Annotated in this window: 23 protein-coding genes; 8 read left to right on the plus strand and 15 right to left on the minus strand. The window is 45.2% G+C overall.

Features of this window, described 5'->3' with window-relative positions; all coding sequences use genetic code 11:
• Window positions 1-3 precede the first annotated feature (3 nt).
• Together ACRRS1_RS05660 and ACRRS1_RS05665 are read right to left on the minus strand one after the other, a co-directional pair.
• Window positions 4-705: an HAD family hydrolase gene (locus ACRRS1_RS05660; RefSeq protein ID WP_432468224.1), complete on the minus strand. Its 702-nt coding sequence runs from the start codon at window positions 703-705 to the stop codon at window positions 4-6.
• Between the two features lie 75 nt (window positions 706-780).
• Window positions 781-2,148 carry a pullulanase-associated domain-containing protein gene (locus ACRRS1_RS05665; protein WP_432468223.1) on the minus strand — a complete coding sequence of 456 codons (1,368 nt, stop codon included), beginning with the start codon at window positions 2,146-2,148 and terminating at the stop codon, window positions 781-783.
• A 220-nt stretch (window positions 2,149-2,368) separates the two neighbouring features.
• On the opposite strand from ACRRS1_RS05665, the gene ACRRS1_RS05670 reads away from it, so the two are divergent.
• Both ACRRS1_RS05670 and ACRRS1_RS05675 read left to right on the plus strand, forming a co-directional pair.
• A complete protein-coding gene (locus tag ACRRS1_RS05670; RefSeq protein ID WP_432468222.1) occupies window positions 2,369-3,412 on the plus strand; it encodes an NADP(H)-dependent aldo-keto reductase in 1,044 nt (347 codons plus the stop codon).
• A 12-nt stretch (window positions 3,413-3,424) separates the two neighbouring features.
• Entirely contained in the window at window positions 3,425-4,054 is a 630-nt protein-coding gene (locus ACRRS1_RS05675) for a uracil-DNA glycosylase family protein (protein WP_432454114.1), read from the plus strand.
• Here ACRRS1_RS05675 and ACRRS1_RS05680 read toward each other — a convergent pair.
• Window positions 4,047-4,355, minus strand: a complete 309-nt coding sequence (locus ACRRS1_RS05680) for a 4a-hydroxytetrahydrobiopterin dehydratase (protein WP_432454113.1) — start codon at window positions 4,353-4,355, stop codon at window positions 4,047-4,049. The two genes, ACRRS1_RS05675 and ACRRS1_RS05680, sit on opposite strands and share 8 nt — an antisense overlap.
• Window positions 4,356-5,373: 1,018 nt before the next feature.
• Between ACRRS1_RS05680 and ACRRS1_RS05685 the strand changes: the two genes are divergently transcribed.
• A complete protein-coding gene (locus ACRRS1_RS05685; RefSeq protein ID WP_432454112.1) occupies window positions 5,374-7,572 on the plus strand; it encodes a malate synthase G in 2,199 nt (732 codons plus the stop codon).
• A gap of 245 nt (window positions 7,573-7,817) precedes the next feature.
• Here the strand turns inward: ACRRS1_RS05685 and ACRRS1_RS05690 are convergent, their stop codons facing one another.
• Window positions 7,818-8,288 (minus strand): WbuC family cupin fold metalloprotein, encoded by a 471-nt coding sequence (locus tag ACRRS1_RS05690; RefSeq protein WP_432454111.1) that lies wholly within the window; start codon window positions 8,286-8,288, stop codon window positions 7,818-7,820.
• Between the two features lie 150 nt (window positions 8,289-8,438).
• Here ACRRS1_RS05690 and ACRRS1_RS05695 point away from each other — a divergent pair, with 150 nt between their 5' ends.
• Window positions 8,439-8,852, plus strand: coding sequence for a GFA family protein (locus ACRRS1_RS05695; RefSeq protein WP_432454110.1), 414 nt, complete (start codon window positions 8,439-8,441; stop codon window positions 8,850-8,852).
• A gap of 159 nt (window positions 8,853-9,011) precedes the next feature.
• Complete coding sequence (locus ACRRS1_RS05700; RefSeq protein ID WP_432454109.1) at window positions 9,012-9,221, plus strand: hypothetical protein; 210 nt, start codon at window positions 9,012-9,014, stop codon at window positions 9,219-9,221.
• A gap of 10 nt (window positions 9,222-9,231) precedes the next feature.
• Here ACRRS1_RS05700 and ACRRS1_RS05705 read toward each other — a convergent pair whose 3' ends face one another.
• From ACRRS1_RS05705 to rsmC, 4 genes are all read right to left on the minus strand, one after another.
• On the minus strand, window positions 9,232-9,510 hold the full coding sequence (locus ACRRS1_RS05705; RefSeq protein WP_432454108.1) for a late competence development ComFB family protein: 279 nt from the start codon (window positions 9,508-9,510) through the stop codon (window positions 9,232-9,234).
• A gap of 78 nt (window positions 9,511-9,588) precedes the next feature.
• Window positions 9,589-11,067, minus strand: coding sequence for a glycogen synthase GlgA (glgA, locus tag ACRRS1_RS05710; protein ID WP_432454107.1), 1,479 nt, complete (start codon window positions 11,065-11,067; stop codon window positions 9,589-9,591).
• A gap of 93 nt (window positions 11,068-11,160) precedes the next feature.
• A complete protein-coding gene (gene glgC, locus ACRRS1_RS05715; RefSeq protein WP_432468220.1) occupies window positions 11,161-12,381 on the minus strand; it encodes a glucose-1-phosphate adenylyltransferase in 1,221 nt (406 codons plus the stop codon).
• 131 nt (window positions 12,382-12,512) lie between these two features.
• The gene (gene rsmC / locus ACRRS1_RS05720; protein WP_432468219.1) at window positions 12,513-13,544 is read right to left on the minus strand and encodes a 16S rRNA (guanine(1207)-N(2))-methyltransferase RsmC; all 1,032 of its coding nucleotides are present in this window, start codon (window positions 13,542-13,544) and stop codon (window positions 12,513-12,515) included.
• A 317-nt stretch (window positions 13,545-13,861) separates the two neighbouring features.
• Between rsmC and dapA the strand changes: the two genes are divergently transcribed.
• Together dapA and ACRRS1_RS05730 are read left to right on the plus strand one after the other, a co-directional pair.
• Window positions 13,862-14,734, plus strand: a complete 873-nt coding sequence (dapA, locus tag ACRRS1_RS05725) for a 4-hydroxy-tetrahydrodipicolinate synthase (protein WP_432454104.1) — start codon at window positions 13,862-13,864, stop codon at window positions 14,732-14,734.
• A 110-nt stretch (window positions 14,735-14,844) separates the two neighbouring features.
• Window positions 14,845-15,618 carry a diguanylate cyclase domain-containing protein gene (locus ACRRS1_RS05730; RefSeq protein WP_439036005.1) on the plus strand — a complete coding sequence of 258 codons (774 nt, stop codon included), beginning with the start codon at window positions 14,845-14,847 and terminating at the stop codon, window positions 15,616-15,618.
• A gap of 42 nt (window positions 15,619-15,660) precedes the next feature.
• Here the strand turns inward: ACRRS1_RS05730 and ACRRS1_RS05735 are convergent, their stop codons facing one another.
• The 5 genes from ACRRS1_RS05735 to thiB all read right to left on the minus strand — a co-directional run bounded on the left by ACRRS1_RS05735 (window position 15,661) and on the right by thiB (window position 20,455).
• Window positions 15,661-16,521, minus strand: a complete 861-nt coding sequence (locus ACRRS1_RS05735) for an SMP-30/gluconolactonase/LRE family protein (RefSeq protein ID WP_432454102.1) — start codon at window positions 16,519-16,521, stop codon at window positions 15,661-15,663.
• Window positions 16,522-16,785: 264 nt separating this feature from the next.
• On the minus strand, window positions 16,786-17,124 hold the full coding sequence (locus ACRRS1_RS05740) for a hypothetical protein (protein ID WP_432464526.1): 339 nt from the start codon (window positions 17,122-17,124) through the stop codon (window positions 16,786-16,788).
• A gap of 80 nt (window positions 17,125-17,204) precedes the next feature.
• A complete protein-coding gene (gene thiQ / locus ACRRS1_RS05745) occupies window positions 17,205-17,906 on the minus strand; it encodes a thiamine ABC transporter ATP-binding protein (protein WP_432454100.1) in 702 nt (233 codons plus the stop codon).
• Window positions 17,893-19,461 carry an ABC transporter permease subunit gene (locus ACRRS1_RS05750; protein WP_432464527.1) on the minus strand — a complete coding sequence of 523 codons (1,569 nt, stop codon included), beginning with the start codon at window positions 19,459-19,461 and terminating at the stop codon, window positions 17,893-17,895. The genes thiQ and ACRRS1_RS05750 overlap by 14 nt, the downstream gene beginning before the upstream one ends.
• 10 nt (window positions 19,462-19,471) lie before the next feature.
• Window positions 19,472-20,455 (minus strand): thiamine ABC transporter substrate binding subunit, encoded by a 984-nt coding sequence (gene thiB / locus ACRRS1_RS05755; protein ID WP_432464528.1) that lies wholly within the window; start codon window positions 20,453-20,455, stop codon window positions 19,472-19,474.
• 50 nt (window positions 20,456-20,505) lie between these two features.
• On the opposite strand from thiB, the gene ACRRS1_RS05760 reads away from it, so the two are divergent.
• Window positions 20,506-21,318, plus strand: coding sequence for a phosphotransferase (locus tag ACRRS1_RS05760; protein ID WP_432464529.1), 813 nt, complete (start codon window positions 20,506-20,508; stop codon window positions 21,316-21,318).
• A 139-nt stretch (window positions 21,319-21,457) separates the two neighbouring features.
• On the opposite strand, the gene ACRRS1_RS05765 is transcribed toward ACRRS1_RS05760, so the two are convergent.
• Both ACRRS1_RS05765 and ACRRS1_RS05770 read right to left on the minus strand, forming a co-directional pair.
• Window positions 21,458-22,300: a 23S rRNA (adenine(2030)-N(6))-methyltransferase RlmJ gene (locus ACRRS1_RS05765; protein WP_432464530.1), complete on the minus strand. Its 843-nt coding sequence runs from the start codon at window positions 22,298-22,300 to the stop codon at window positions 21,458-21,460.
• A gap of 97 nt (window positions 22,301-22,397) precedes the next feature.
• Entirely contained in the window at window positions 22,398-23,783 is a 1,386-nt protein-coding gene (locus ACRRS1_RS05770; RefSeq protein WP_432468217.1) for a PLP-dependent aminotransferase family protein, read from the minus strand.
• Between the last annotated feature and the right edge of the window lie 111 nt (window positions 23,784-23,894).

Genomic DNA, 23,894 nt, shown 5'->3' on the forward strand with positions numbered 1-23,894 from the left:
GTTTTATTGATGGCTGATTTGCCAGTTGATTTCCGGCCAGCCTTTACTTTTGGCTACGGCCTGAAGCTTAGGACAAGGATTGACTACATAAGGCTTATCTACGTACTCTAATAAGGCTTGATCGTTGATTGAGTCGGAGTAGAAGTGTAGCGTTCGATATTTTTCGGTTCGGGTTTGTAGCCACTGTTCTAAACGTGTTATTTTCCCTTCTCGGAAGCTGGCGACTCCTTTTATGCTTGGAGTATAACACTGGTTGACTTGTTCAAGATCGACACCGAGATGATATTTGATGTGTAGTTGTTGTGCTATTTCTTTCACGATAAAGCTTAATGTGGCAGAGATGAGTAATATCGTTTGTTGGTGATGGCTTAAGTCACTAATCAGTCGTTTGGCTTCGGGGTAAATAATTTGTGGAATGTACTGTTTCACGAATATTTTGACTAATGTTTCGACATCTTGGTGATGGAGTCTCTGGATAGGCTTTAGACTAAAGGCAATATACTGTTCAAGTTTTAATTCCCCTTTGGCATATAGCTGCATCATCGCGATATCTTTGCTTAAGAAGTCCTTGTCTGTGACGATTTCTGCATTGACTAAAAATTGATGCCATAACATGCCACTATCGCCTGCAATCAAAGTTTCATCTAGATCGAATATATGCAGTTCCATTCCACTCTCATGATGTAAGGGTTGAGAGCTAATCATAGAGCCTGTGCTTCGCTTGTTCCAAGTCTTTCTACTATTGGGTGAAGAAAAGGCCAGCAAGCTGGCCTAAATGTTTTAAGCGGTATCTTTTCTTAAGTTGTGAGGTAAGCCGTCGGGCAGAGGGGCCCAAGTTTGTTGTTTCGCTTCGGCGTGCAGCACTTTGCGTAGTTTTTCGTTGGCTGCTGCTGCGTAGATTTTTTCGGTTTTAATTTCGTCTTCTTTAAGCTTTAAGCGTTCTTCCATTTTTAATTGTTGCTCTTTGTAACGTTTGCTCATACTGAGGAAAATAAAGGTGATGGTAATGATTAAGGTGGCAACGATGGCTGCAAATAACCACCAAGTGCTTTCATTGGCCTGATTTGGTATTGGGCTATCTGAATTTTGAATTAATTCTACAATATGAGAGCTGAGCTTCGCGTTTTGTTGTTGTAATTCATCTCGTTCGCTTTGTAACTGAGGGAGTTGTTGCTGTAAATTTTGCAGCAGTTGAGCATCGCTATTATTTTGATTGAGATCGTTTTGTAATCCTAGTAATTGCTTATTTAACTCGCTTAATTGTTGTTCCAATTGTTGATTACGTTTAATTAGTTGCTGCTCTGCTGAGTTGTTTTCGCGAGTTTTCGTTTGTCGAAGTAAGCCTTGATTAGAAGCGGTTAATATTCTGTTTTCATTGCTTATTTTGTCATTGAGTTGCAGTAGTTTTTGATAATCTAGAAGTTTTTGATTGAGATTATTTTGCAAACGCTGATTGATATTTTGGCTGCTATTGAGAGCCGATTGTAATTTGCTAATGGTTTTGTTTTTCTTATTAATATTGTCTTTTAATATCGTTAAAGAATGCTGAATATCGGATTTTTCTGAGGCATTTTCAGCGGTCGCTGTTGTGACGATGTTTTTGGCGACTGTGGTTTTGTTGGTCTTCACTTCCGCAGAATTAACCATCGCTTGGGGGACGGGAAGCATCAGCTGAGGGCTTGCGGCCACCGATTTTACTTTTCTACTGGGGCTAACAGTCGCGACATTATCATATTGCTCCGGTAGGGAACGATAAACTTTAGGATCGTTTTCGACCAACCATATGTTGAATCCCTGTTTGTTTTTAATCCACTTCCATTCTGTAATCCCCATATGATGGGATTTACCATTGGTGACAGTATAGGAGAACTGTTTGGCATCGCTTTTAACTGGGATCGTAAATACGACACCAAAATTGTCGAATTTATCCGGCATGAGTGGCTGGTTTGGCGAGGTTCCTTGGCGTAGTCGAAAATCGGTTTTGGCTGGTACAATTTTGCCATTAACCATTTCTTTACCAGCCCAGATATGCAGGCCCCATCCGTCGTAATTATTGCTGATACTCTTATAATGTATGGTTACATTGGCTGCGCTGGCTGCGGCACTTATACTCCACAATAGTGCAATGAGTAGGGATCCTTTCTTCACAATTACTCCATGAACTTGTTTTAAGTCGTACCGTTTCATAATAACTAAAAAATTAATATGGAAGTATCCGATAGATCACCAATATGATCTTAATATTTATAGAAAAATAGATTTAGCTCAACAAATGATTCACAACTATTGATTAATCAGTCATATTTTACTCTTCGCTGGGATTGGCGTTAACATGGTATTTTGAGGTGACGGGTTTGAGGATATAAATATGAGATATCGGCGTTTGGGTAGTTCCCATTTAGAGGTGAGTGAAATTTGTTTAGGAACGATGACTTGGGGCGAACAAAATACTCAGGCCGAAGCCTTTGCTCAGTTGGACTATGCGCTTGGTAAGGGCGTTAATTTTATCGATACCGCCGAGATGTATCCAGTACCTCCTCGAGAAAATAGCCAGGGAGATACCGAAACCATCATCGGAAACTATCTGAAATTGCATGATAATCGTGATGAGGTGGTGTTAGCCTCGAAAGTGGCTGCGCCCTCTAAGTCTGATCGCGGGGGGTATATTCGCTCGGATATGTCCTTGAACTGGAATAGTATTCATCAGGCGGTTGAGGATTCGTTAAGTCGTTTGCAAACTGATTATTTGGATCTGTACCAAGTACATTGGCCGGATAGAGCAAGTAACTTCTTTGGTCAGCTTAATTACCAACATCAAGAAGGAATGCCACAAACGCCGATTATTGAAACGCTTGAGGCATTGGCCGATTTAGTCAAATCAGGAAAAGTTCGTTATATCGGCATCTCTAATGAAACGCCTTGGGGGATGATGCGTTATTTGCAATTGGCCGAGAAACACAACTTACCAAAGATTATATCAATCCAAAATCCTTACAATTTATTAAATCGAAGCTATGAAGTGGGCTTGGCCGAGATCTCTCATCGGGAAAATGTCCCTTTATTGGCGTACTCGCCTTTGGCCTTTGGGGCCTTGTCAGGCAAGTATCTAAACAATCAATGGCCGGAAGGCGCTCGTTTAACCTTATATAAACGTTTTGCTCGTTATGGTTCCGAAGTTGCGCATAAGGCGATTCAAGCTTATGTTGATTTGGCGCAAGAGTTTGGACTTAGCCCTGTGCAGCTTGCGCTAGCCTTTGTGAATCAGCGGAGTTTTGTTGGCTCGAATATTATTGGGGCTACCTCACTGGAGCAACTTAAAGAGAACTTAATGAGTGTTGAACTGGTGATCTCCGAAGAACTTGAGGCGCGCTTGCAGTATTTAGGGGATGAATATCGGCTCCCTTGTCCTTAGGTGCTCAGATCAATGACTGCTGATCATCAGACTCAATCTCTAACAAAATTGTTAAGTGATATTCGTGCATGCCGTTTGTGCCAAGCTCAATTGGTACCTCGGCCAGTGATCCAAGCGAGTGTAGATGCGCGGTTGCTGATCATTGGTCAAGCACCGGGGAGCAAAGTCCATCAAACTGGGGTTCCTTGGGATGATGCGAGTGGCAAGCGATTGCGGCAGTGGCTGGGTATTAGTGAGCAAATATTTTATGATCCGCATTGCGTTGCAATTGTACCTTGTGCGTTTTGTTATCCCGGTAAAGGAACACAAGGCGACTTGCCACCGCCAGTGGTTTGTTATGAACAATGGCATACCGCCATCATGGCGAGCTTAACTAAAGTTGAAATGACCTTGTTGGTGGGGCGCTATGCCCAGGCTCGCTATTTAGTCAGACCAACCCAATCAAATTTAACCGAGAATGTGGCGAACTATTCTGAGCATAGCATGAAGGGTTATTGGCCTTTACCTCATCCTTCTCCGCGTAATCGGCATTGGTTGCGCAACAACCCATGGTTTGAACAGCGTTTGCTCCCAGAGCTTCAACAAGCGGTTCGCAGGATATTTAGCGATGATGGAATATCATCCTCAAACAACCTCACTTGACTGAATAATACTGGGTGAATAGTTGTTCAATGAGTTTGGCTAACTTGAAATCACGATCACTGACCCCTTTACATTCGTGGGTTGTGAGGCGAATATTGACTCGGTTGTAGGTATTGCTCCAGTTGGGATGATGCTGTTGTTGTTCTGCGTAATTGGCCACTCGGCTCATAAACTCAAATGCTTCAATAAAATTTTTAAATTGATAGTCTTTGCTAATAAAACCTTCTTTATATTGCCAATTGGGCAGGTTTTTTAATCCCACTATGATTGCTGGTTTACTTAAGGGTTTGACGGTATTCATTTTGCTTCTCACAAACAGCAGAACCTAATTTAGCTTAGCTCAGCTGAGCCGAGGCGGTAAGTCAGCTTGACCAATCGTGGCAATAAACAGCTCGATAGTTGTAGGCTTCCCGTATATACCCAATGTTCGCTCCCTAAAAAGGGCCATCCGCAGTGAGTGAGCCATCGGTTTTGACAGGCAGCTGCATCATGCTAGTTTTGTGGTGTCTTGCCTGTTGTATCGAAAGTAAGCGTTGAGCGCCAATAATTATCGGTTGAGATGGTATTGGGTGATTTCTCGTGGAGTGTCTATTTGGATGCTTGCTCCAATCTCTTTCAATTAAGCAAATTGAGCACAAAATTACTGACATAATGATGGTTAGCAGCTTGGGCTTGGTGAACCATACTTCAATCCAGCTTTGGTAAACCAAGCCAAGTCGCAGAAAGCTGAAGCGTATTGGTAAATAATTAAGATGGTAGAGTATTGGGTATTCACGAGCAAATTCAGGTGCAGTTGTCATTGCCAAATGGCCATGCCACATTGACTCATAAAGTTTGCCACATTCGTGAGCTGGCAAAGCGCAGTCCGCTGCTACAATTCGTTTACTACAATGATGTGCCATAAGTATCCCTCACATGACTAAGAGATGCTTACCCAGCGGTGTGGCTGAGCAGATAAGGTTACGCTGGGCTTTGAGTTAAACCGGGTCGCGGTGATGGAATGTCGAGTCGTTACTTATTGCACTAAAGATGTTTTTACTTAATAAAATCATATTATTAGTATTTGTTGTTTAGTATTGTAAACAGCTCATAGCGAGTTGATTTAAACGAGTGTTTGAAAAAGATTGGTGAAACGCTGTATTATGGTGCATACGACATTTGGCTGATTGTTATGTTGTTTCTTTTTATGGGATGATACTTATTCGAATATGTAAATTTGCTATGAGATAGAAGCAAGGTTGAACAAGGTCACAATAACTAAACGCTAAGCATGAGCTAACGCGAAATAAATTATAACTATAAATTTAAGGGAGCATTTGATGGATACGCAAATCAACAAGGAATCGAACTACCTTCCGCTCGAACATTTCAAAGTATCGAATTTACTTTACCAATTTATCAATCAGCAAGTATTGCCCGGGACGGGAGTCGAACAAGCAGATTTTTGGCCTAAACTCGAACAATATTTACAGCAGTTCATTCCTCGTAATCGGCAGTTACTGAGCAAGCGTGAGCATTTACAATCCCAGATTGATCTGTGGCATCAGCAACATCCCGCGCCCATTGATGCCGAGTCTTATCAGCACTTCCTTAAAGATATCGGTTATTTGGTTGAAGTTCCTCAAGCGGTGAGCTTGGATACCAACAAAGTGGACCCCGAGCTGGCGGTATTAGCTGGCCCGCAGTTAGTGGTTCCGGTGATGAATGCACGTTACGCCTTGAATGCGGCGAATGCTCGCTGGGGCAGTTTATACGACGCTTTATATGGGACCGATGTGATTTCACAAGAGGGAACATTAGCGCCGACTCAGCAATATAATCCAGAACGGGGGGCGGCGGTTATTGCCTATGGTCGCGCCTTGCTCGATAAGTTTTGCCCCTTAACGCACGGTAGTCATGCCAACGCTTGTAAATACAGCGTGTTAGCGGGTGGATTGTTGGTAAGATTAAGTGATGGTTCAAATACCACCTTAGCTGAAGCCGCTCAATTGGCTGGCTATCAAGGCGAGGCCGAAGCCCCTAGTGCGATCTTGCTTAAACACCACGGTTTGCATCTTGAAATTCAGTTTGATGGCGAGCATTTGATTGGTTCTAGCGATAATGCGTCAATCAAAGATATTGTATTAGAAGCGGCTTTAACCACTATTATGGACTGTGAAGACTCGATTGCTGCGGTTGACGCAGAAGATAAAGTTGCGGTGTACCGTAATTGGTTAGGTTTAATGCAAGGTAGCTTGAGTGAGCAACTGGTTAAAAACGGGGAAACGATTACTCGCTCATTGAATGCAAATCGTCATTACCTTAATCCGCAGGGACATGGTTTTAGCCTGAGTGGTCGCTCCCTGATGTTTGTGCGTAATGTTGGGCACTTAATGAATAGTGACCTGATACTCGATAGCGAAGGCAATCAAGTGCCTGAAGGTTTGCTAGATGCGGTATTTACCAGCTTAATTGCCAAGCACGACTTACTCGGCAATAGCCCTTATCGAAATTCCAGAGAAGGGTCGATTTATATCGTCAAACCGAAGATGCATGGCCCTGAAGAAGTTGCCTTTAGCAATCAGTTATTTGCCGCTGTAGAAGAATTACTCGGCCTCGCAGAGAATACTATTAAACTTGGTATTATGGATGAAGAACGCCGTACCAGTGTGAATTTAAAGGCTTGTATTGCTGAAGCGAAGCAACGTGTTGTGTTTATTAATACAGGCTTCTTGGACCGAACTGGTGATGAGATCCACACCAGTATGTGCGCAGGTGTGATGGTGCCAAAAGGGGAGATTAAAGAAAGCCAGTGGATCAAGGATTACGAGCTGAGCAATGTTGAAACTGGTTTAAGTTGTGGCTTAAAAGGTAAGGCGCAAATCGGTAAGGGAATGTGGGCGATGCCAGAAATGATGGCCGATATGATGCAGGCAAAAGTCGCTCACCCTAAAAGTGGTGCGAGTACCGCATGGGTTCCTTCTCCAACCGCCGCAACTTTACATGCGATCCATTATCATCAAGTGGAAGTGTTTGGGATCCAACAGCAATTGCTCGAGCAATTGAGTGAGCATTGTGAGCCGCGTTTGGCTGGGTTATTAACGCCGCCTTTGGCGGTGAATAGCGATTGGACTGAACAGCAGCTAGTGGATGAACTGGATAATAATATTCAGGGTATTTTAGGTTATGTGGTGCGCTGGGTTGAGCAAGGTGTAGGTTGTTCTAAGGTCCCCGACATTAATGGCGTGGGTTTAATGGAAGACCGGGCTACCTTGCGTATATCCAGCCAGCATGTGGCGAACTGGTTGAAACATGGCGTTGTAAGTGAAAATTTGGTGATGCAACGCTTTGAAGCTATTGCTGCTTTAGTCGATCAGCAAAATAGTGATGATCCTGCGTATCTTCCCATGATCGGTCGCTTGACCAGCAGTTGTGCCTATTTGGCTGCGCTTGATCTAGTCTTTAAAGGCTGCGAGCAACCCAGTGGCTATACTGAGCCCTTATTACATGCTTGGCGAGTTAAGTTTAAAGCGAGCTAATGTCATGTGAAAACGCCCTCATTGAGGGCGTTTTTTGGTTTTGCTGCTTGCATTGTTTTTCTAGGTACAATCAGAGAGTAAAAGTTTAAACCGATGACAATACGATAGTTATTTTCTGGATTTATCTGATTTCCCGCGCTCTCATCACTGGCATTTATCATTCATCCTATGCCTGTATATCAACCATAATTCAGCACCAAGTGTTTAATTTTAATGCCGATAATTAGGTAATATAAAGCTGATATTTATTCGACTTGAGCGGTACGCATCCAATCTCGATAGTGACTGGCTTTGGGATCACTTTCTGCGGGAGACCAAGGGGCGAAATCTTCATCGGGAGTTGGTTGATAGGCTCCTTCTTTGATTTCCAGTCCAATAGTCCCTGTTTGCATGCAAGCATAGCCGTGCCAGGTGAGTGGTGGAATTTCAATAGCGCGATTGGTTGCAGGAGATAAGCTATGGCGTTCGGTCAATTTGCCTTGCTCATTAAAGATGAGTAAATCGAGTTGGCCTTGTAAAACCAAGAATAGTTCCCACTTATGGGCTTCACTATGCCGATGAGGACGCATATAGGTATTGGGTTCAGTTGCGATAAATAAGCGTTGTACCATGGCATCATGAGACGGGTGCAAGTTATGATGACTGCGTTGGCGTGGTGCTGCTTTAGCTTGTTCGCTAAAGTTGGCAAAATCTTGCCCATTAACTATTTTTAACATCTAAAATTTACCCTTATGCCGTCGTACGCAAGGCTTGTGAAAAAGTAATAGTTTACTGACTAATGGTTACACATTCTATGAGTGAGTCCAACTGAGCAGATGCTTGCTATGTGTTTTGGTTAATATCAATGATAAATGAAGGAGTAAGTGATGAGTCCGTATCTCGGTCAATGTTTGTGTGGTGGTATCCGTTATCAAGTGGATCAAATTGAGCCCCAAATGGGGCATTGCCATTGTGGTATGTGTCGTAAGTTTCACGGCGCAGCTTACGCCACTTATGGTGAAGCAAAACAAGAACATTTTCATTGGCTCAGCGGCCAAGATCTGTTGCGTCAATTTAAAGCGGATAATGGGACCACCCGGCAGTTTTGTGGGCGTTGCGGCTCGAGCCTTACGTTTGCTCCGGCTAACGATAACGGCAAATTAGTCGAGTTTAGTCTCGGTACGCTTGATAGTGATATTGATGAAGCGCCAGATGCACATATTTATACGGCTTATAAAGCGAACTGGAGTCAGATTAGTGATGACTTGCCACAATACCCAGAGGGAAGAGAAGATAACTGATCGTTTCTGGGGCTGATTAAAAGCAGAGCTAGATAAACTCAGTGATTCAACCAGTGTGATGGCTCCAGTCTCAGCAATAAAGTACGGCTATCAAAAAAGCGTTTGCATCGAACTCTGCTTATCTCTAAGGTTGGGGGGTATCGCAAAGAGAAGTAAAGAATGTCTGGATTTAAAGAGCTTAACAAACGTAGTGCAAATTCCTATCAGCAGCAGCGTCAGCTGATCAAACAAGTGTTAGCTGGCAAGGCAAAAACTTGTGAGCAATGTCGGCAGCCTTTATATCTAGTTTTACCGAGCCAATCGCAGACCCAAGCCTCTGGTATTTATTGTGCTAAGGACTGCACTCATATTGAACTGGAGATCTGTTGAGTTTCTACCGTTAGTCGCGAGAACCTTGGCGGCGGTCTTGCTTCAAGTATATTAAGCCTTCTTCAATCGCTAACTTGGTTTTCTCTATTAACTGAGCCCGTTCCTCATCGCTTATCGCGCTAAGCACATCCACATTATGGCGGATATAGCGAGGGGGAAGACGGTTTAATACCAAGCAACATAAATCCTGCAAACGCTCTGGATCACAACGATTCTCGACATCTAAAGCGATCAATTGTTCGCCTAAGAGAAACTCAGTGAAATTATGAACTTCCTCTGATATACGCATAAAAATTCCCTTAAATTAAGTCCTTATGTTCAGGTTAGATAATAATAGCCAGGGTCGCCACTCCCTGACGATATATTATTATTGATGTTGAACTGGCTCCACATTTAGGGCTTCATTATACAAGGCTTCATATTGCCAAACTGATTGCTGCCAATGGAACAGCGATTCCATTGCTCGGTGACGCATGGCTTTGAATGCTTCATAATCTTCTAAATAAAGCAGTAAAGCTCGGCGCAAGGTATTGAGCAAATCAGCGGGTTCGGGATCATAAAAGATATGCCCTGTGGCTTTTAAGGGATCTTCATCAAAGTCGGTCACGGTATCTTTTAAACCACCAACCCCACGAACGATGGGGAGGGTGCCATAGGCTAAGCTATACATTTGGTTGAGACCGCATGGCTCAAACAGAGATGGCATGAGGAAAAAATCCGCACCAGCTTCAACTAAGTGGGCGAGCTCGTTGCTAAAAGCATGAATAAAGCGCAATTTATTTGGCCATTGCTGCTCTAAAGTCTGTAGCTTGGCAACGATCCCACTATCCCCAGTTCCGACAATAATCACCTGCACGTTGTGGCGTAAAAATTGTTCTAAGGCTGGAAGTAGTAAATAAAAGCCTTTTTGCTCGGTTAAGCGACATACCATGCCAAAGATCGGCGCATTGGTTTGTGGCAAGTCGGCATTTAGTTGCAGGGCTTGCCGACATACGGCTTTACCACTGAGATCACTTTGAGAGTAGTTGCTTGGAATTAGTTGATCGGTTTTTGGATCCCAATCTGAATAATCGCAGCCATTGAGAATACCAACCAAATCGGCACGACGTTGTTCAAAGTAGTCACATAATCCATGAGATCCTAAACGGGTCAGTAATTCCTGTGCGTAATTTGCGCTAACGGCATTGATTTTGTCGGCAAAGCGGATCCCCGCTTTGAGTAAATTAATACAATTATAACCATCTAAAATTTGATCTACTAAGCCATCGGCTAAGCCTTCTAATAGATGGAACTGGTGTTTTTCAAAGATACCTTGAAAAGCAGCATTGTGAATGGTTAACACCGATTTACTATTGCAGAAAAAAGGGTGATGGGCGTATTTTTGCTTCAGAAGGTAGGGGACTAAAGCGGTATGCCAATCGTTGCAATGAAAAATATCGGGTTTAAAGTCTAGGGCTTTGGCGACTTGAAAAACGGCTCGAGAGAAAAAAGAAAAACGCTCGCCGTTATCGTCGTAAGCAAATTCACCTTCACTATAAAGTTGATCTCGATCGAAGTAGGCTGGTTGTTTAATGAGATAAACAGGCACATCTTCTAACATTAAACGATATACCGAATATTCTATATCGTCTATATGATTGGCGGTATGCAGTCGCAAGTCGAGCAGTTTTTCAGCCTCATCATGTCGTTTCAAAGTTTTATAAAAAGGCATGATGATTCTTACGTCTTGTCCATGCTCTTTGAGGGCAAGTGGTAAGGCTTTAGCTACATCGGCAAGACCACCAGTTTTGGCTAGGCTTTCTACTTCAGAGGCTAAGAATAGTATCCTGACAGGATGGGCTGTCACAGGTCGCTCCTTTACTAGTGAGGCACCAAATGGTTCCTCATAAGTGACGATTCTAGAGTAAATGCTTGGTTGTTTTCAAGGCAAATCGATGGATTAAAATCCAACCTTGGCACTTTTCGGAACAACAACAATACCTTCTGGTGATACAGTGAAACGTTTGCGGTCTTCCTCTAAGTTTTCTCCGATGACTGTTCCGGGGGCAATTTCTGCATTTTTGTCGATAATTGCGCGACGAATATGACAACCTTCACCAATCCGACAGTTGGCAATTAACACCGATTCACTGATCACTGAGCCGGGGCGAACATGGCTTCTAAAGCCGAGTACGCTACGATTGACTTCGGAGCCTAAGACAAAACTTCCTGCTGACACTAGGGATTGGCTAATACTTACTTTTTTATCACCGACATCTTTAAAGGTGGCAGGCGGAAGCGGCGGGTAATAAGTGTGTAACGGGAACTGGGGATTATATAACGAGAAGGGGGGCTCTTCTTCAAGCAAATCCATATGGGCAGCCCAGTATGCGTCGAGAGTTCCTACATCACGCCAATAGCCGCTGGTGGTTTCGCCAGGGATATCATTTTGAGTAAAGTCATAAGCAAAAACTTTACCCAGAGGATACAGTTTTGGAATAATGTCGTTGCCGAAATCATGGCTAGAATTGGGATCGACTGCGTCTTCATAGAGGGCTTCAAGCAGTACTTTTCTTTCAAACACATAGTTTCCCATCGATGCCAGTACATGATCGGGGTCACCGGGGATGGTCTTAGGATTCTGTTTGGGTTTTTCTTCGAAGCCGATCATCCGACCTTCTTCGTCAACTTCAATAATACCGAACTGATCTGCTTGTGCTTTCGGAACTTTAATTGCCGCGACGCTTAAAGCCGCTTCTTTGCAACGATGTTCATCGACCATTTGTCGAACGTCCATCTTATAGATATGGTCACTGCCAAAAATACAGACGTGTTCCGGTTCGTTGATTTCGATAAATCGGGCATTTTGGTAAATCGCATCTGCGGTACCGTCATACCAACGTTTACCAACTCTCATTTGTGCAGGTACGGCATCGATGAAGCGATCGGTAATTCCAGATAAGTGCCAAGCTTGGCGTAAGTGAATGTTGAGTGATTGTGATTTGAACTGGGTGAGAACGTAGATTTTTAGAAAGTCAGAGTTTACAAAATTGTTTAAAGCGAAGTCTATGAGTCGGTAACTTCCTCCAAAAGGTACCGCTGGTTTGGTTCGACTTTCGGTAAGTGGGTAGAGGCGAGTGCCTTCGCCGCCAGCGAGGATCATCGTAAGTATTCCAGCCATTAGACCTTGTCCCTTATTTATATGTATTTTGAAATCGTTTTCATTGTGCCTAGGTTTAGTTTGCAGATATTTACTTTAAAGTAAATAGCAGACTCTGCGTTTTAATTAATCCGTGAGCAATTAATATTTTTTTAGTGACAACATCGTAAAATTTTGAATTTTTTGTTGTCAAATACGCTTTCATAGGAGGTGAAATGCTGCTTAATTAAGGTTTCGTATTTTAGAAAACTATTGGCCACAATCCATAGCTCACCCTGTGTATTTAAGTGTTGCTTGGCTTGTGCTAGAAACCTTTCGGTGGTTTCATACTGGGTATCGATGCCTGCATGAAAAGGCGGATTACTCACTATAAAATCAAAGCATTGTTTCACTTCCATTAAACCATCAGAAGCAATTACCGTTCCATTTAAGTTATTTATCATTAAGGTCGCTTGGCTACTGGCGATAGCGTATGCACTTACATCGAGCAGGCTGATATCGATTTCATACAATAGTGCTTGGCTTGCACCAATAATGCCCGCGCCACAACCGAAATCGAGCACCTTACCGTGAAGTGGCGGCAAATGCTCGAGCAAAAGTTGACTGCCATCATCGAGTTTACCGTGATTAAATACGCCAGGTAGTGAACTGACTTTCAATCGCGTTTCACCTAATTGAACTTCAAATGTGCTATCCCAATGCTCGGGCAGAAAACCAGGGGCGACTTGCTGCAGTTGTCCGTAATACAGGCCACAACGTCGGGCACTATCTATCTTATTCAGCTTCACTCCAAATTCAGCCAACATTTTTTCACAGCTTTTTACGCCAGTTCGGTTTTCTCCTATCACAAAAATATCGGCACCTACTTTTAGCTGTGGCAGTAAGCAAGCAAATAAGTAAGCCGCTTCCTGTTTCGACTTGGGCATGTAAAACAATAGTGCGTCACTATGGGTCGCTAACTTTGGAGTCGCCGAAAACTGACTGTTTATTTTGGGATCTGCGATCGATTGAAAATAGCTAAATTGGCCATAATGGCTGCAACATAGTTGCAATGAGGCAACTTGTTCTAACAGCTCTTTGGGGTAGTTATCGTAGAGTTGGCCTGCAACCACTAAATGTTGTTGTACAAATAAATCTTGATGACGGGCGAGTACTTGACTAGTTGGGTGCAGTGAGCTGTTCATAGTTTGGCTTTGGTTACTCAGTTTTGTGGCCGCAATAATAGAAACTTTTGCCGAAAAAGGCTATCTCATCACGGCTTCTGCGGATTTATTTTTCAGGTTACTTGACTTTTTATACAAGCTAAGCAAACTAGCTAGCAGCTATTCGTTTTATTAAGGATACTTCCTGTTGCCATATGTTATAGAGTTTAAAAAGTATAAACGGCCCGCAATTAAACGCGGGTGGTTAATGGCTGGGTGTGAGTAAAACGTAACAACTTTTTTGAACCCGGCCACTGTGACCGGGTTTTTTTATTTTTGATGTAAGTGATGGAGCGGGCATGTTTAGAGGATCGATTGTAGCGTTGGTGACGCCCTTTATTGAAGGCAAAGTAGATTATGCGGCGATTCGCGAGTTAGTTGAATGGCATATTAATCAAGGTACCCATGGTATTGTTCCGGTCGGAACCACCGGCGAGAGCCCAACCTTAAGCCACGATGAGCACATCGCTGTGGTGAAAACAGTGGTTGAGCAGGCGAAAGGGCGGGTTCCAGTGATTGCTGGTGCGGGGTCGAATAACCCACTTGAGGCGATTGAATACACCAAAGCTGCACAGCTAGCCGGCGCTGATGCCACCTTGCACGTGGCGGGTTACTATAATCGGCCGAACCAAGACGGTTTGTATCAGCATTTTAAAATGCTCCACGATGCTACCGATATTCCGATTGTTTTATACAATATTCCACCACGAGCGGTGGTTGACCTGAGCCCTGTTACCATGGCTAAGCTGGCACAGTTGCCGCGGATTGTTGGCGTGAAAGATGCCACTGGCGATTTGTCTCGCCCTTTGTTTGAGCGTCAGTTAATCGCCGATGATTTCTGTTGGTTAAGTGGTGAAGATGCGACCGCTGTTTCTTATAATGTGAGTGGTGGACAAGGGTGCATTTCGGTGACGGCTAACGTGGCTCCTAAACTGTGTGCGCAAATGCAACAAGCCACTTTAGACGGGGATTATGCGAAAGCCAGTCAAATTCAAGATAAATTGCTGCCCTTGCATCAAGCAATGTTTATTGAACCGAGCCCGGCGGGTGCGAAATATGCAATTTCATTGCTAAACAAGTGTCAAGAAGAATGTCGTTTACCGGTGACGGCTTTATCCGAGAGTACTAAAAATCGTATTCGCCAAGCGATGCAAGCACTCGAATTAATTTAGTCGCCTTCGCTTTCCCTAAGCCGAGCATACTCGGCTTTTTTTGGGCTGTATAAGTCTAAATATCCCTTTTGCTATACTTCTAGCTACTAGCCGCTTATTAAGGATGGGTTGTGGTGGAAATTGATTTAGTAGGTTTTTTTCATCAGATGGTTGAAGATGATAGCGGTTATTGGTTATTCCAAGCGGCGGAGGGTTTAGTCAGTGTAAAATACCCTTGGCAAGGTCAAGATTTGGAAAGCTTACCAGTAGAGCAATGGTTAAAACGGGTTGACTCTCGTTGCCGGAGTGCTTTTCAACAAGCCTTGTACGCTAGCTTATCGGCGAATACCGCCTTTACTTGCCATTACTGCCACACTGAAGACGAGTGGCTGCGTATTCATGGCGTGCCAATGGCGATCCAAGGGAAGCAAGTCTTACTGGCGAGTGTACTCCCGCTAACGATCCCTTTAATTAATGATGAAGCGAAGTTACGTGATCCGCAAAGTGGCTTACTGTCGGCGTCTTTATTCCGCGAACTGTTGATTCAGGCGATGCGTTTAAGTCATCGTAATCAAGAGCCTTTCGCCATTCTCACCCTGCATTATTTAAGTGATGATGCCGCTTTGGTATGTGCCATCGTTGCAAAGGTATTACAGCAGCAATTACGCCGTTCAGACAGTATTGCTCAGTTTAGTGATGGCGAGTTAATCGCCTTGCTTTACGGTGCCAGTCAAACCGCTGCTGCCGCCATCGCTGAAAAACTCAGCTCGCAGTTACAGCAACAGCTACAAGGCGTGTCGTTGGATAGCTTCCAGCTGGGTTGGGCATACTATCCTGAACATGGTGATAACGCAGATACTTTGTTAGCGCATCGTTTAGATATTAAGCAGCAGCTCAGCTTCTAATTAATATCTGTTTAGCTCAGGTTTTGAGCGGGTACTTGTTGCCTAAATCGGTAGCTTAACTTGGCATAAAGTTGCTGCTCTGCCTGTGTATTTTGAGTCAAAATAGTAGACATGGCCCGATGATTGTCGTTGCTTATCTTGAATGGAGGTCACTGCAATCGTGCTAAGTTGAGGTCCAATAAAGCAGCATTTGCTAACTAACTTACTGGGAAGTTGATAACTATCAACAATTCGTCGTTGTTCCAGATCGAATCTGAGTAGTTTACCGGAATCAATACCAGCCAACCAATAGCCAGCTTGGGAATCAAACATTGCCCCATCGGGCCTAAAATCCAAATCAGTGGTATTTAAGAATTTGCGATGATCAAGGATCTGGCCAGTTTGTTGGTCATATGCACATTGCCATATTTGCTGTTCTGTCGGGAACGAATCCGAATACATGAGGGTTTTCCCATCGGGAGCGAAGGCCATTCCGTTAACGGTATATAGCGACGACACCTGTTGGCTGACTGAGCCATCTAAGTCCATTCTATAAATCGATGCTCGGCCATCAAGTGACTGACTGCCAAACCACCATCGACCCAAGTTGTCGCAGCAAGATTCATTAAAGCGATTATTGGTTTGGTTCGCTTCAAGCTCCTGTAGCTTGACGTAGTTATGGTTGTTGGGGCTTAAATAACCGAGCTGATTTTCTAGTGCGAGCAAAATTGCGCCAGATTGATGTAAGGTGAGACAACCAACCTCTTCAAACAATAATACTTCGGAATACTGCTGGATGGTGAAGTCATAGAAGCATACTTTTTTGGCTTTGATATCTGCCCAGATTAACCGGTTGCGGCTTGCGTCCCAAAGCGGACTTTCTCCGAGTTGATTCGCTGGGCAATCTAAAACGTGAACCGACATGGGGCGTTATTTCCTTGAATAGATCTGTTGTTGGCAATTGAATAGGGGTAATTTGCTTTAAAAACAAATCATTATCAAGTGAAAGTCGGGATGATTGTTTTAAGAACTGAATTTGAACTTTTACTTTATGATCTACGGTACTCGGCCTGCGTTATGTCTGCATATGGCCGTAGTTTGCGAGCAGATTGCCCAGTTTTAGTTGGCGCTTTCGATATCATTTTTATTGGTAAGAGAGCTGTGTATGTTTGCAGGAGCCTTGACTCTTCAGGCTCTTGCTAGCAGTTGTGGACCACGAGTGCCTTTTTCTTCCATGTGTTGATAATACAGGCGAATATGGGTTGCCGATTGGTCGACACTGGCGCCCATGGCCTCGCGGATCTGTTTACGATTGGCTTGTTTTGCATCATCGCTATCACGCAGCTGGGTTGCGGTTAAACCGGGCTTTACATCGTTATTGCCAAATACAGCAGAGCCGGGGTTAGTCATTTGTCGCCGCGCCGTATATTCGGTTAAGGTTTGCCGAGGCGCCGTATTTTCTATTCGTTCTCGAGCTTTATAGACGGATTCGAATGAGGCGGCTTGTAAATTGTAATTAACTTGCATAGAGAGCGACCTTGTCGATGAATAAGATGCTGTATTGATCCGCTAATTTATCGGCCAATTGTCATTCATCTTTAGGATAATTAGCTGCAGGCTAAGTAATGGGCAATGTGCGCATTAGCTGGATGCGCTGCTAAGTGTTCGGTTGCGGCGAATTGACGAGTCTGCCCTTGTTCTATAAATGCCACTCGTTTAGCGACGCGCTGCGCATCTTGCCATTGGTGAGTGACCATGAGCACTGCAAATTGCCATTGCTTGGCTAAATCTTTCACTAAGTCTAAGCATTCTAGGCGTAGCACAGGGTCGAGGGCACTAAAGGGCTCATCGAGTAATAGAATCGGTTGCTGGCGCAATAAGCAACGCGCTAAGGCTGCACGTTGTTGCTGTCCACCAGAGACTTGGTCGGGGCGTTTGTCGAGCAGACTCGTAATGCCTAAGCTGGAGGCGACTTCATGTAGCTGTTGCTGTTGTAGTTGGGTGAGCTTGAGTGCGGGGCTAATGCCCAAGGCGATGTTTTGTTCTAAGCTCAGATGATGAAACAAATTATGTTGCTGGAACAACGAGGTGACAGGGCGCTGCGCGATTGCTAGGCTTAACAAGTCTTGCTCTTGCCAAGTGAGTTGGCCTGCACTCGGCTTGACAAAGCCAGCGATCAGCTCCAATAACGTACTTTTACCACTGCCACTGGCACCTAGTAGCGCAACTACTTCACCCGCTTCGACGGTTAATTGATAAGTGAAGGGTTGCTGTTGCCGAAGGCAAGTGAGTTGTTCAATTTTTAACATGCTTGCGCCCTAAACTGATATCGAGTAATAAAAATATAGCGCCGCAAAGGAGTAATAGGATCAAAGCGGTGGCACTGGCTAAGGCATACTGATAGCTGCCTAGTTGTTGGTAGAGTAACAGCGGCAAGCTGACCACATCAACATTCCCAATCAATGCGATTACCCCCATATCTCCCAGCGACAATACCATGCATAAACCTAAAGCCATGCTTAGTGGTTTACGTAGCAGGGGCCACGCGAGGTAGCGCACCTGACTGGTGAAGGGCAGTGCTAAGCTTAGACTCAACTTACGATATTGATTTAGCATATCGTTGAGTGCTGGTTTCATGCTACGAATAAAAAATGGCAAGCTCATTAAGGCGTTAATCAGGGCGACTAAGTATTGGGTGTAATGGTCGATGTTAGCGCGGCTGATAAGTAGGAAAAATAGCCCTGTGGTAATCACCATCGCTGGTGTTAACAACATAATTGATGCCAGTAGTTCCTGCAATTTACTGGTATGTTGCCGGCGTTGTTGCTGTTGGTTATTTGCATATTGGACGAGTAAAGCGGTGCCTAATAGTAGCACCCATAGGCAGCTTTGCAGAGCAATATTGAGCGACCAGTAGGTGCTATTGAGCCACAATTGCCAAGGGAGTTGCTGCCAGTTCAACTGTTGCAGTGGGCTAAAAATGCCGATAATGACTGATAGAATAAATAAATAGTAGAACGCAATCAGTAGGCGATAGCTGCTGCGTTGTCGGGCGCTTGTAGGCATTGGCTCCAGATAGGACTGTTGCAAGCGGAGCGCGTCATTTTGTTCTCGCCCGAGCAAGAGCCAGCCAAGACTGGCAGCAATCAGTAATTGTAACAACGCGCATTGCAGTGCAAAGAGCGGGTCGAAATCGTAGCGTAAGGCTTGATAAATTGCCACCTCAAGCGTGGTACTTTTAGGGCCGCCTCCCAACGCTAATACGACGGTAAAGCTGCCAAAACAAAGTAGAAAAACCAAGCCAAACAAGCCATTGAGGCGGGAGCGCAGCAATGGCCATTCGATATTGCACCAGCGTTGCCAGTCACTAAAATCTAGCTGTTTCGCTTGGCGCCAATAGCTGGCGGGGACATCGTTTAGTTGCAGGTAGCAATAGCGGGCGACTAAGGGCATATTGAGAAAACAATGAGCCAATAAAATACCGGGTAAACCGTATATATTCCACGAAAATGGGCTCAAATGTTGCAAAAACCCATTATGCCCAAAACTTCCGACACATCCTAGTACCACTAAAATCACTGGACTGACAAAACACAAATTGGCTAAACGTAATTGCCATGGGATGGTTTTGCTGGGTAGATAAAACCAGGCACGGGCGACTAATACCCCGCCAATACAGGATAGTAATGCCGAGAGTAAGGCTTGCCATAGGCTAAAGCGTAGCACTCGCCAAAGGTAGGGGTCGTGAAAGGCTGACCAACTTAGCTCTGTTGCTTGCTCGGCTAAGCCGTAGAACGCGGCGACCACGATCAAACAGATCACCGTGGTCGCGCTGTAGCCGAGAAGGGCGGGAAGTTTAGACACCGAAGTTCGTTTATTGACTTACGGCATTACGCCATTCTTTAGTCCATTGTTGACGCTGTTGACTCACAGTTTGTGGGTCGAGCGTTAGGGTTTTCGGGCTGATTAATGTACCGAAGGCTTCGGGTAATTCAAGGTCGCTTGTCACCGGTAACATCCAGTTGCTGGTGGCAATAGTTTGTTGCGCGGCTTTGCTTAACAAGAAGCTTAAAAACTGCTGGGCTAGCTGTGGTTGTTTGCTGGTGGCGCTAATCGCAGCCACTTCAATTTGGCGCATATGCCCTTCACTAAACTGTGCCGCTTGGTAACGATTTTCTTGTTCGACGATCATATGGTAGGCCGGTGAGGTGGTGTAGCTCAGTACTAGATCAGCTTCGCCTTTTAAAAACATGCCATAGGCTTCACTCCAGCCTTTGGTCACGGTGACGGTTTTCGCTTGTAGTTTTTGCCAGGTTGAACTGGCCTTGTCGCCATATAGGGCTTTAACCCATAACATTAAACCTTGACCGGGAGTACTGGTGCGTGGGTCTTGATACAAAATCGTACCATCGAAGTTGTTGATCAGTTGGTCCATCGATGTCGGTGGCTGTTTGAGTTTTTCATTATCGTAGATGAAAGCAAAATAGCCGTAATCGAAGGGGATAAAATCTTTATCTTGCCAATCGATGGCAAGTTTAGGTAAGTCGAGTTGGTGGGCTTGCACCGCATTTAGTGCCTTTGTTTCAGGAATAAGATTGGTATCTAAACCTAAAATTACGTCGGCCTGGTTGCGTCCGCCTTCTAATTTAAGACGATTCAAGATGGCAACCCCATCATCTAAGCCCACCCAGTTAATGCTACAGTCGCATTGCTTTTCAAAGGCTTTGGTGAGCGCCGGTCCTGGCCCCCATTCAGAGACAAAGCTCTGGTAGGTATAGACTGTTAGCGGTGTTTTAGCTTGGCTATTAAAGCCGACAAGGCTGATTGCACAGCAGGCTAGCCATAGCAGTTTTTTCATCTTACACTCCTTGATTATTGATTGCGCTTGGACCATTGTTGGATGTTGATTTGTTAGATAATGCGCTGCCCCCGTCAATTTACGGGTACCTGCAGCGACACCTCGCCCCTTTGTTAAAAATTGAGCGTTTGGCCGGCGGTCATCAGCACTCGTGGTTACTGGAAACGGAAACCGAACGGCTTGTCTTACGCTTAAATCAACAACAGCCTTGCTACGGCTTGGATTATCAACGCGAAAGGGAAGTATTACAACAGCTTGAGGGGCTTCCGTGGGTAATCAGTTTACATTCTTTAAGTTATCGTCATCAATTTTTGCTGTATTACTATCAAGTTGGTGAGGTGGTTAGTGCGCAGCAGTGGCAGCAACCGACCTTATGGCAACAAGTGCTCGCGATCCTTGAGCAATTACCAGCGCGAGGTCGGGGCCTGCCTTTTTTCGATATGCCAAAGTATTTACAGGCTTACGTTAGTGATGTGAAGGCCAAACCGGCACAAGGCTGGCGGGCTAAAGCTCTAGCATGGCTCGAGCGACAACAATGGCCTAGTGGCGTAGCCTTTAATCATCACGATCTGCATCTAGATAATCTGTTGCTGACTCCAGAGCAGCGTTTGTTGGTGCTGGATTGGGAATATGCGGCTTGCTCGATGGCAGGCTGGGATGCCGCCAGTGTTGCTCAGCGTTGTCCGGTCGATCTCCAGCAACGACAACAGTTACAACAGCTCTCTGGTTTAAGCGGCGCTCAGTTTGATTTGTTAGTGAATGCAGTGGCGCTGTTAGACTTGGCTTGGTATTGGCAATATAAGCCAGAGTTGCCGTTACTTGCCGAGCGCAGTCAAGCATGGCTGATGACAGTGAGCGCTTAGCTGAGGATTGGTGTTAAATATTTGCTTGAAGTTAGCGCCAAGCTAAGCAGTTCATGTTCACAGCTCACCGACGAATAAGCTTTTACTCGCGCTGTATCCAAGAGCAGCCAAGTGCTGGCTGTTCTTGGATACTTGTCGTTTACTCTTCGGCTAAGATTTCGGCGCGCCAGTTGCCTTCGCCGTTTTCGCCTAAGGTGTCGGCCAGGTAGGGCAGTACTTGTTGCATCTCTTTCATTAAAGTCCAGGGTGGATTAATCACGATCATGCCACTGGCGGTCATGCCAAACTCGTCGCTGTCGTGTTGAATGCCTAATTCAAATAACTGGATATTCCGGATCCCGCTGTTGATCAGCGCTTTTTCCAGTTTGTCGATGCGAAAGCGCTCGACCACCGGATACCATAGTGCATAGCTACCCGAGGCAAAGCGTTTGTGCGATTCAACCAGGGTTTTGACTACCGTTTGATATTCATCTTTGACTTCATAAGAAGGGTCGATCAGTACTAGGCCGCGACGTTCCTTCGGTGGCATCAACGCGATACAAGCTTGGTGGCCATTCTCTTGACGGATCTTACAGCGCCGATCACGTTGAAACAGGCTGTGCAGTGGTGCCTGTTCGCTGGGGTGTAGTTCGTGCAGAAACAAACGATCATCGCGGCGGAGCATCATTTTGGCTATCCACGGCGAGCCCGGATAATACTGACGGGTTTTCTCGGGATGTAATTGATTCACCAGTTTCAGATAGCTTTTTAACAGCTCCGGCAAGTCGTCGGCATCCCATAACTTACCGATGCCATTTTCGAATTCACTTCTTTTGTTGGCTTCTGGACTGTTTAAACTATAGGCGCCGGCACCCGCATGAGTGTCGATGTAGCACAGTGGTTTATCTTTCTGGGTGAGATAGGCAATGATCCGTTGTTGTACTAAGTGTTTCAGTACATCGGCAAAATTACCCGCGTGATAGGAGTGGCGATAGCTTAACAAAGTGTAGTCTCGGCTTTACATACAAAGGGCATCGGCGAAAGCCGATGATAATGCGCTAGTCTAGGTACAGACCCGAGCAGATGCAAGGTTAACTAGGCTAAATGATCTGTTGTGGTGGGGCTGGGGCGGTTTTGAGCAAGTCCACTAAAACTGCCAGCGCCTGAGCTAGGTGCGGATTCGACTCCGCCTGGCCTATTGACAGACGCACCGCATTGGGGACCGACCGGTTATCCACCACAAAATGTTCGGCGGAGGCCACTTCTATGCCTGCCTGGCGGGCTGCCTGAACAAAGGTGTTACAGTGCCAGCCTGGCGGTAAACGCAGCCAGCAATGCAGGCCCCCAGAGTGGTAGGTATAGTCCATGCCAGTTAAATGATGATGGAGTAGTTGTGCGCGCTGATTAATCATTCTTGCTTGCTGTTGCAGAGCCCGATCGGCGTGACCCGCCTGGATCCATTGAATTGCAATATCCACCAATAAGGGGCTGATATTCCAGCAACTACCGCGGATCGCGCTATTGAATGCACTGAGCAATGCCACGGGGGCGTGTAAGTAGGCAAAACGCAAGCCTTTAAAAGCACCTTTGGAAAAGCTATTCAGATAGATAACCTGCTCGGGAGCCAGTTCAACCATGGCGCGCGGACGCTGTTCCGGGAGCAAGCCACAAACGTCATCTTCGATGATCATGAGTTGATGTTGCTGGCAAATCTCGATAATTTCTAGGCGGCGCTGCTCAGACATGATGGCGGCGCTGGGGTTTTGCAGGGTCGGCGTCAGGTATAGTGCTCTGGGATGATACTTCTCGATGTGCTGTAGCAAACTGTCTGGACAGATCCCTTGTTCATCCAGTTCCAGGCCTTTCAAATCGATTTTGAGTTGCTTGGCCAGCGTGATTAAACCCGGATAACATAGTGACTCGCAGAGTAGTCGTTCGCCCACTAAATCCATGGCAATCAGACATAGTTGCAAGCCATGCTGTGCCCCATAGCTAAAGAACAATTGTTCCGCTTGAAAGTGAAAACCTTGCTGCTCGGTCCAGTGACACAGCGCTTCTCGTTGGCTAAGCAGATTTTGACTGCCATCGCTATCTAACAGTTGGTCCAGCTGTTCACCTGCGTGGCTGTAGTTTTCCATCAGCTGGCAAAGCGATTTAGCCCGGGCCTGCTTAAAGGCAGTATTTTGCCACATGCCAATATGCTGATGACTGCTCTGCAGGCTGCCCCACTGCCGACGAAAATCGTTTGGCTGTTTGACATAGCTGCCGCTGCCCATTTTTGATTGGATTAAGCCCTGTTGCTCGGCCTGAGCGTAAGCGCGACTAATGGTTCCTACCGTGACTTGAAGCCACTCCGCCAGATGCCGCTGCGGGGGGAGTTTTTCACCTTGCGCCAAGCTGCCTTCGGCAATTAATTGTCTCACTTGTTCTACGATTTGAGTCGCTTTATTATCTTCGCTCGCGAGCTTTTTCCAAATTGTCACCATAACAATAAACCTTTTGACTGATTTCCAACCCTAGGTTAGCGTGAAAATACAATGATGTGGGTATATTTTTTACAAAAAACACAAATTGTATCGATTCAATTTTTTGGGGCT

Source organism: Agarivorans sp. Z349TD_8 (assembly GCF_050870825.2).
Lineage (GTDB): Bacteria > Pseudomonadota > Gammaproteobacteria > Enterobacterales > Celerinatantimonadaceae > Agarivorans.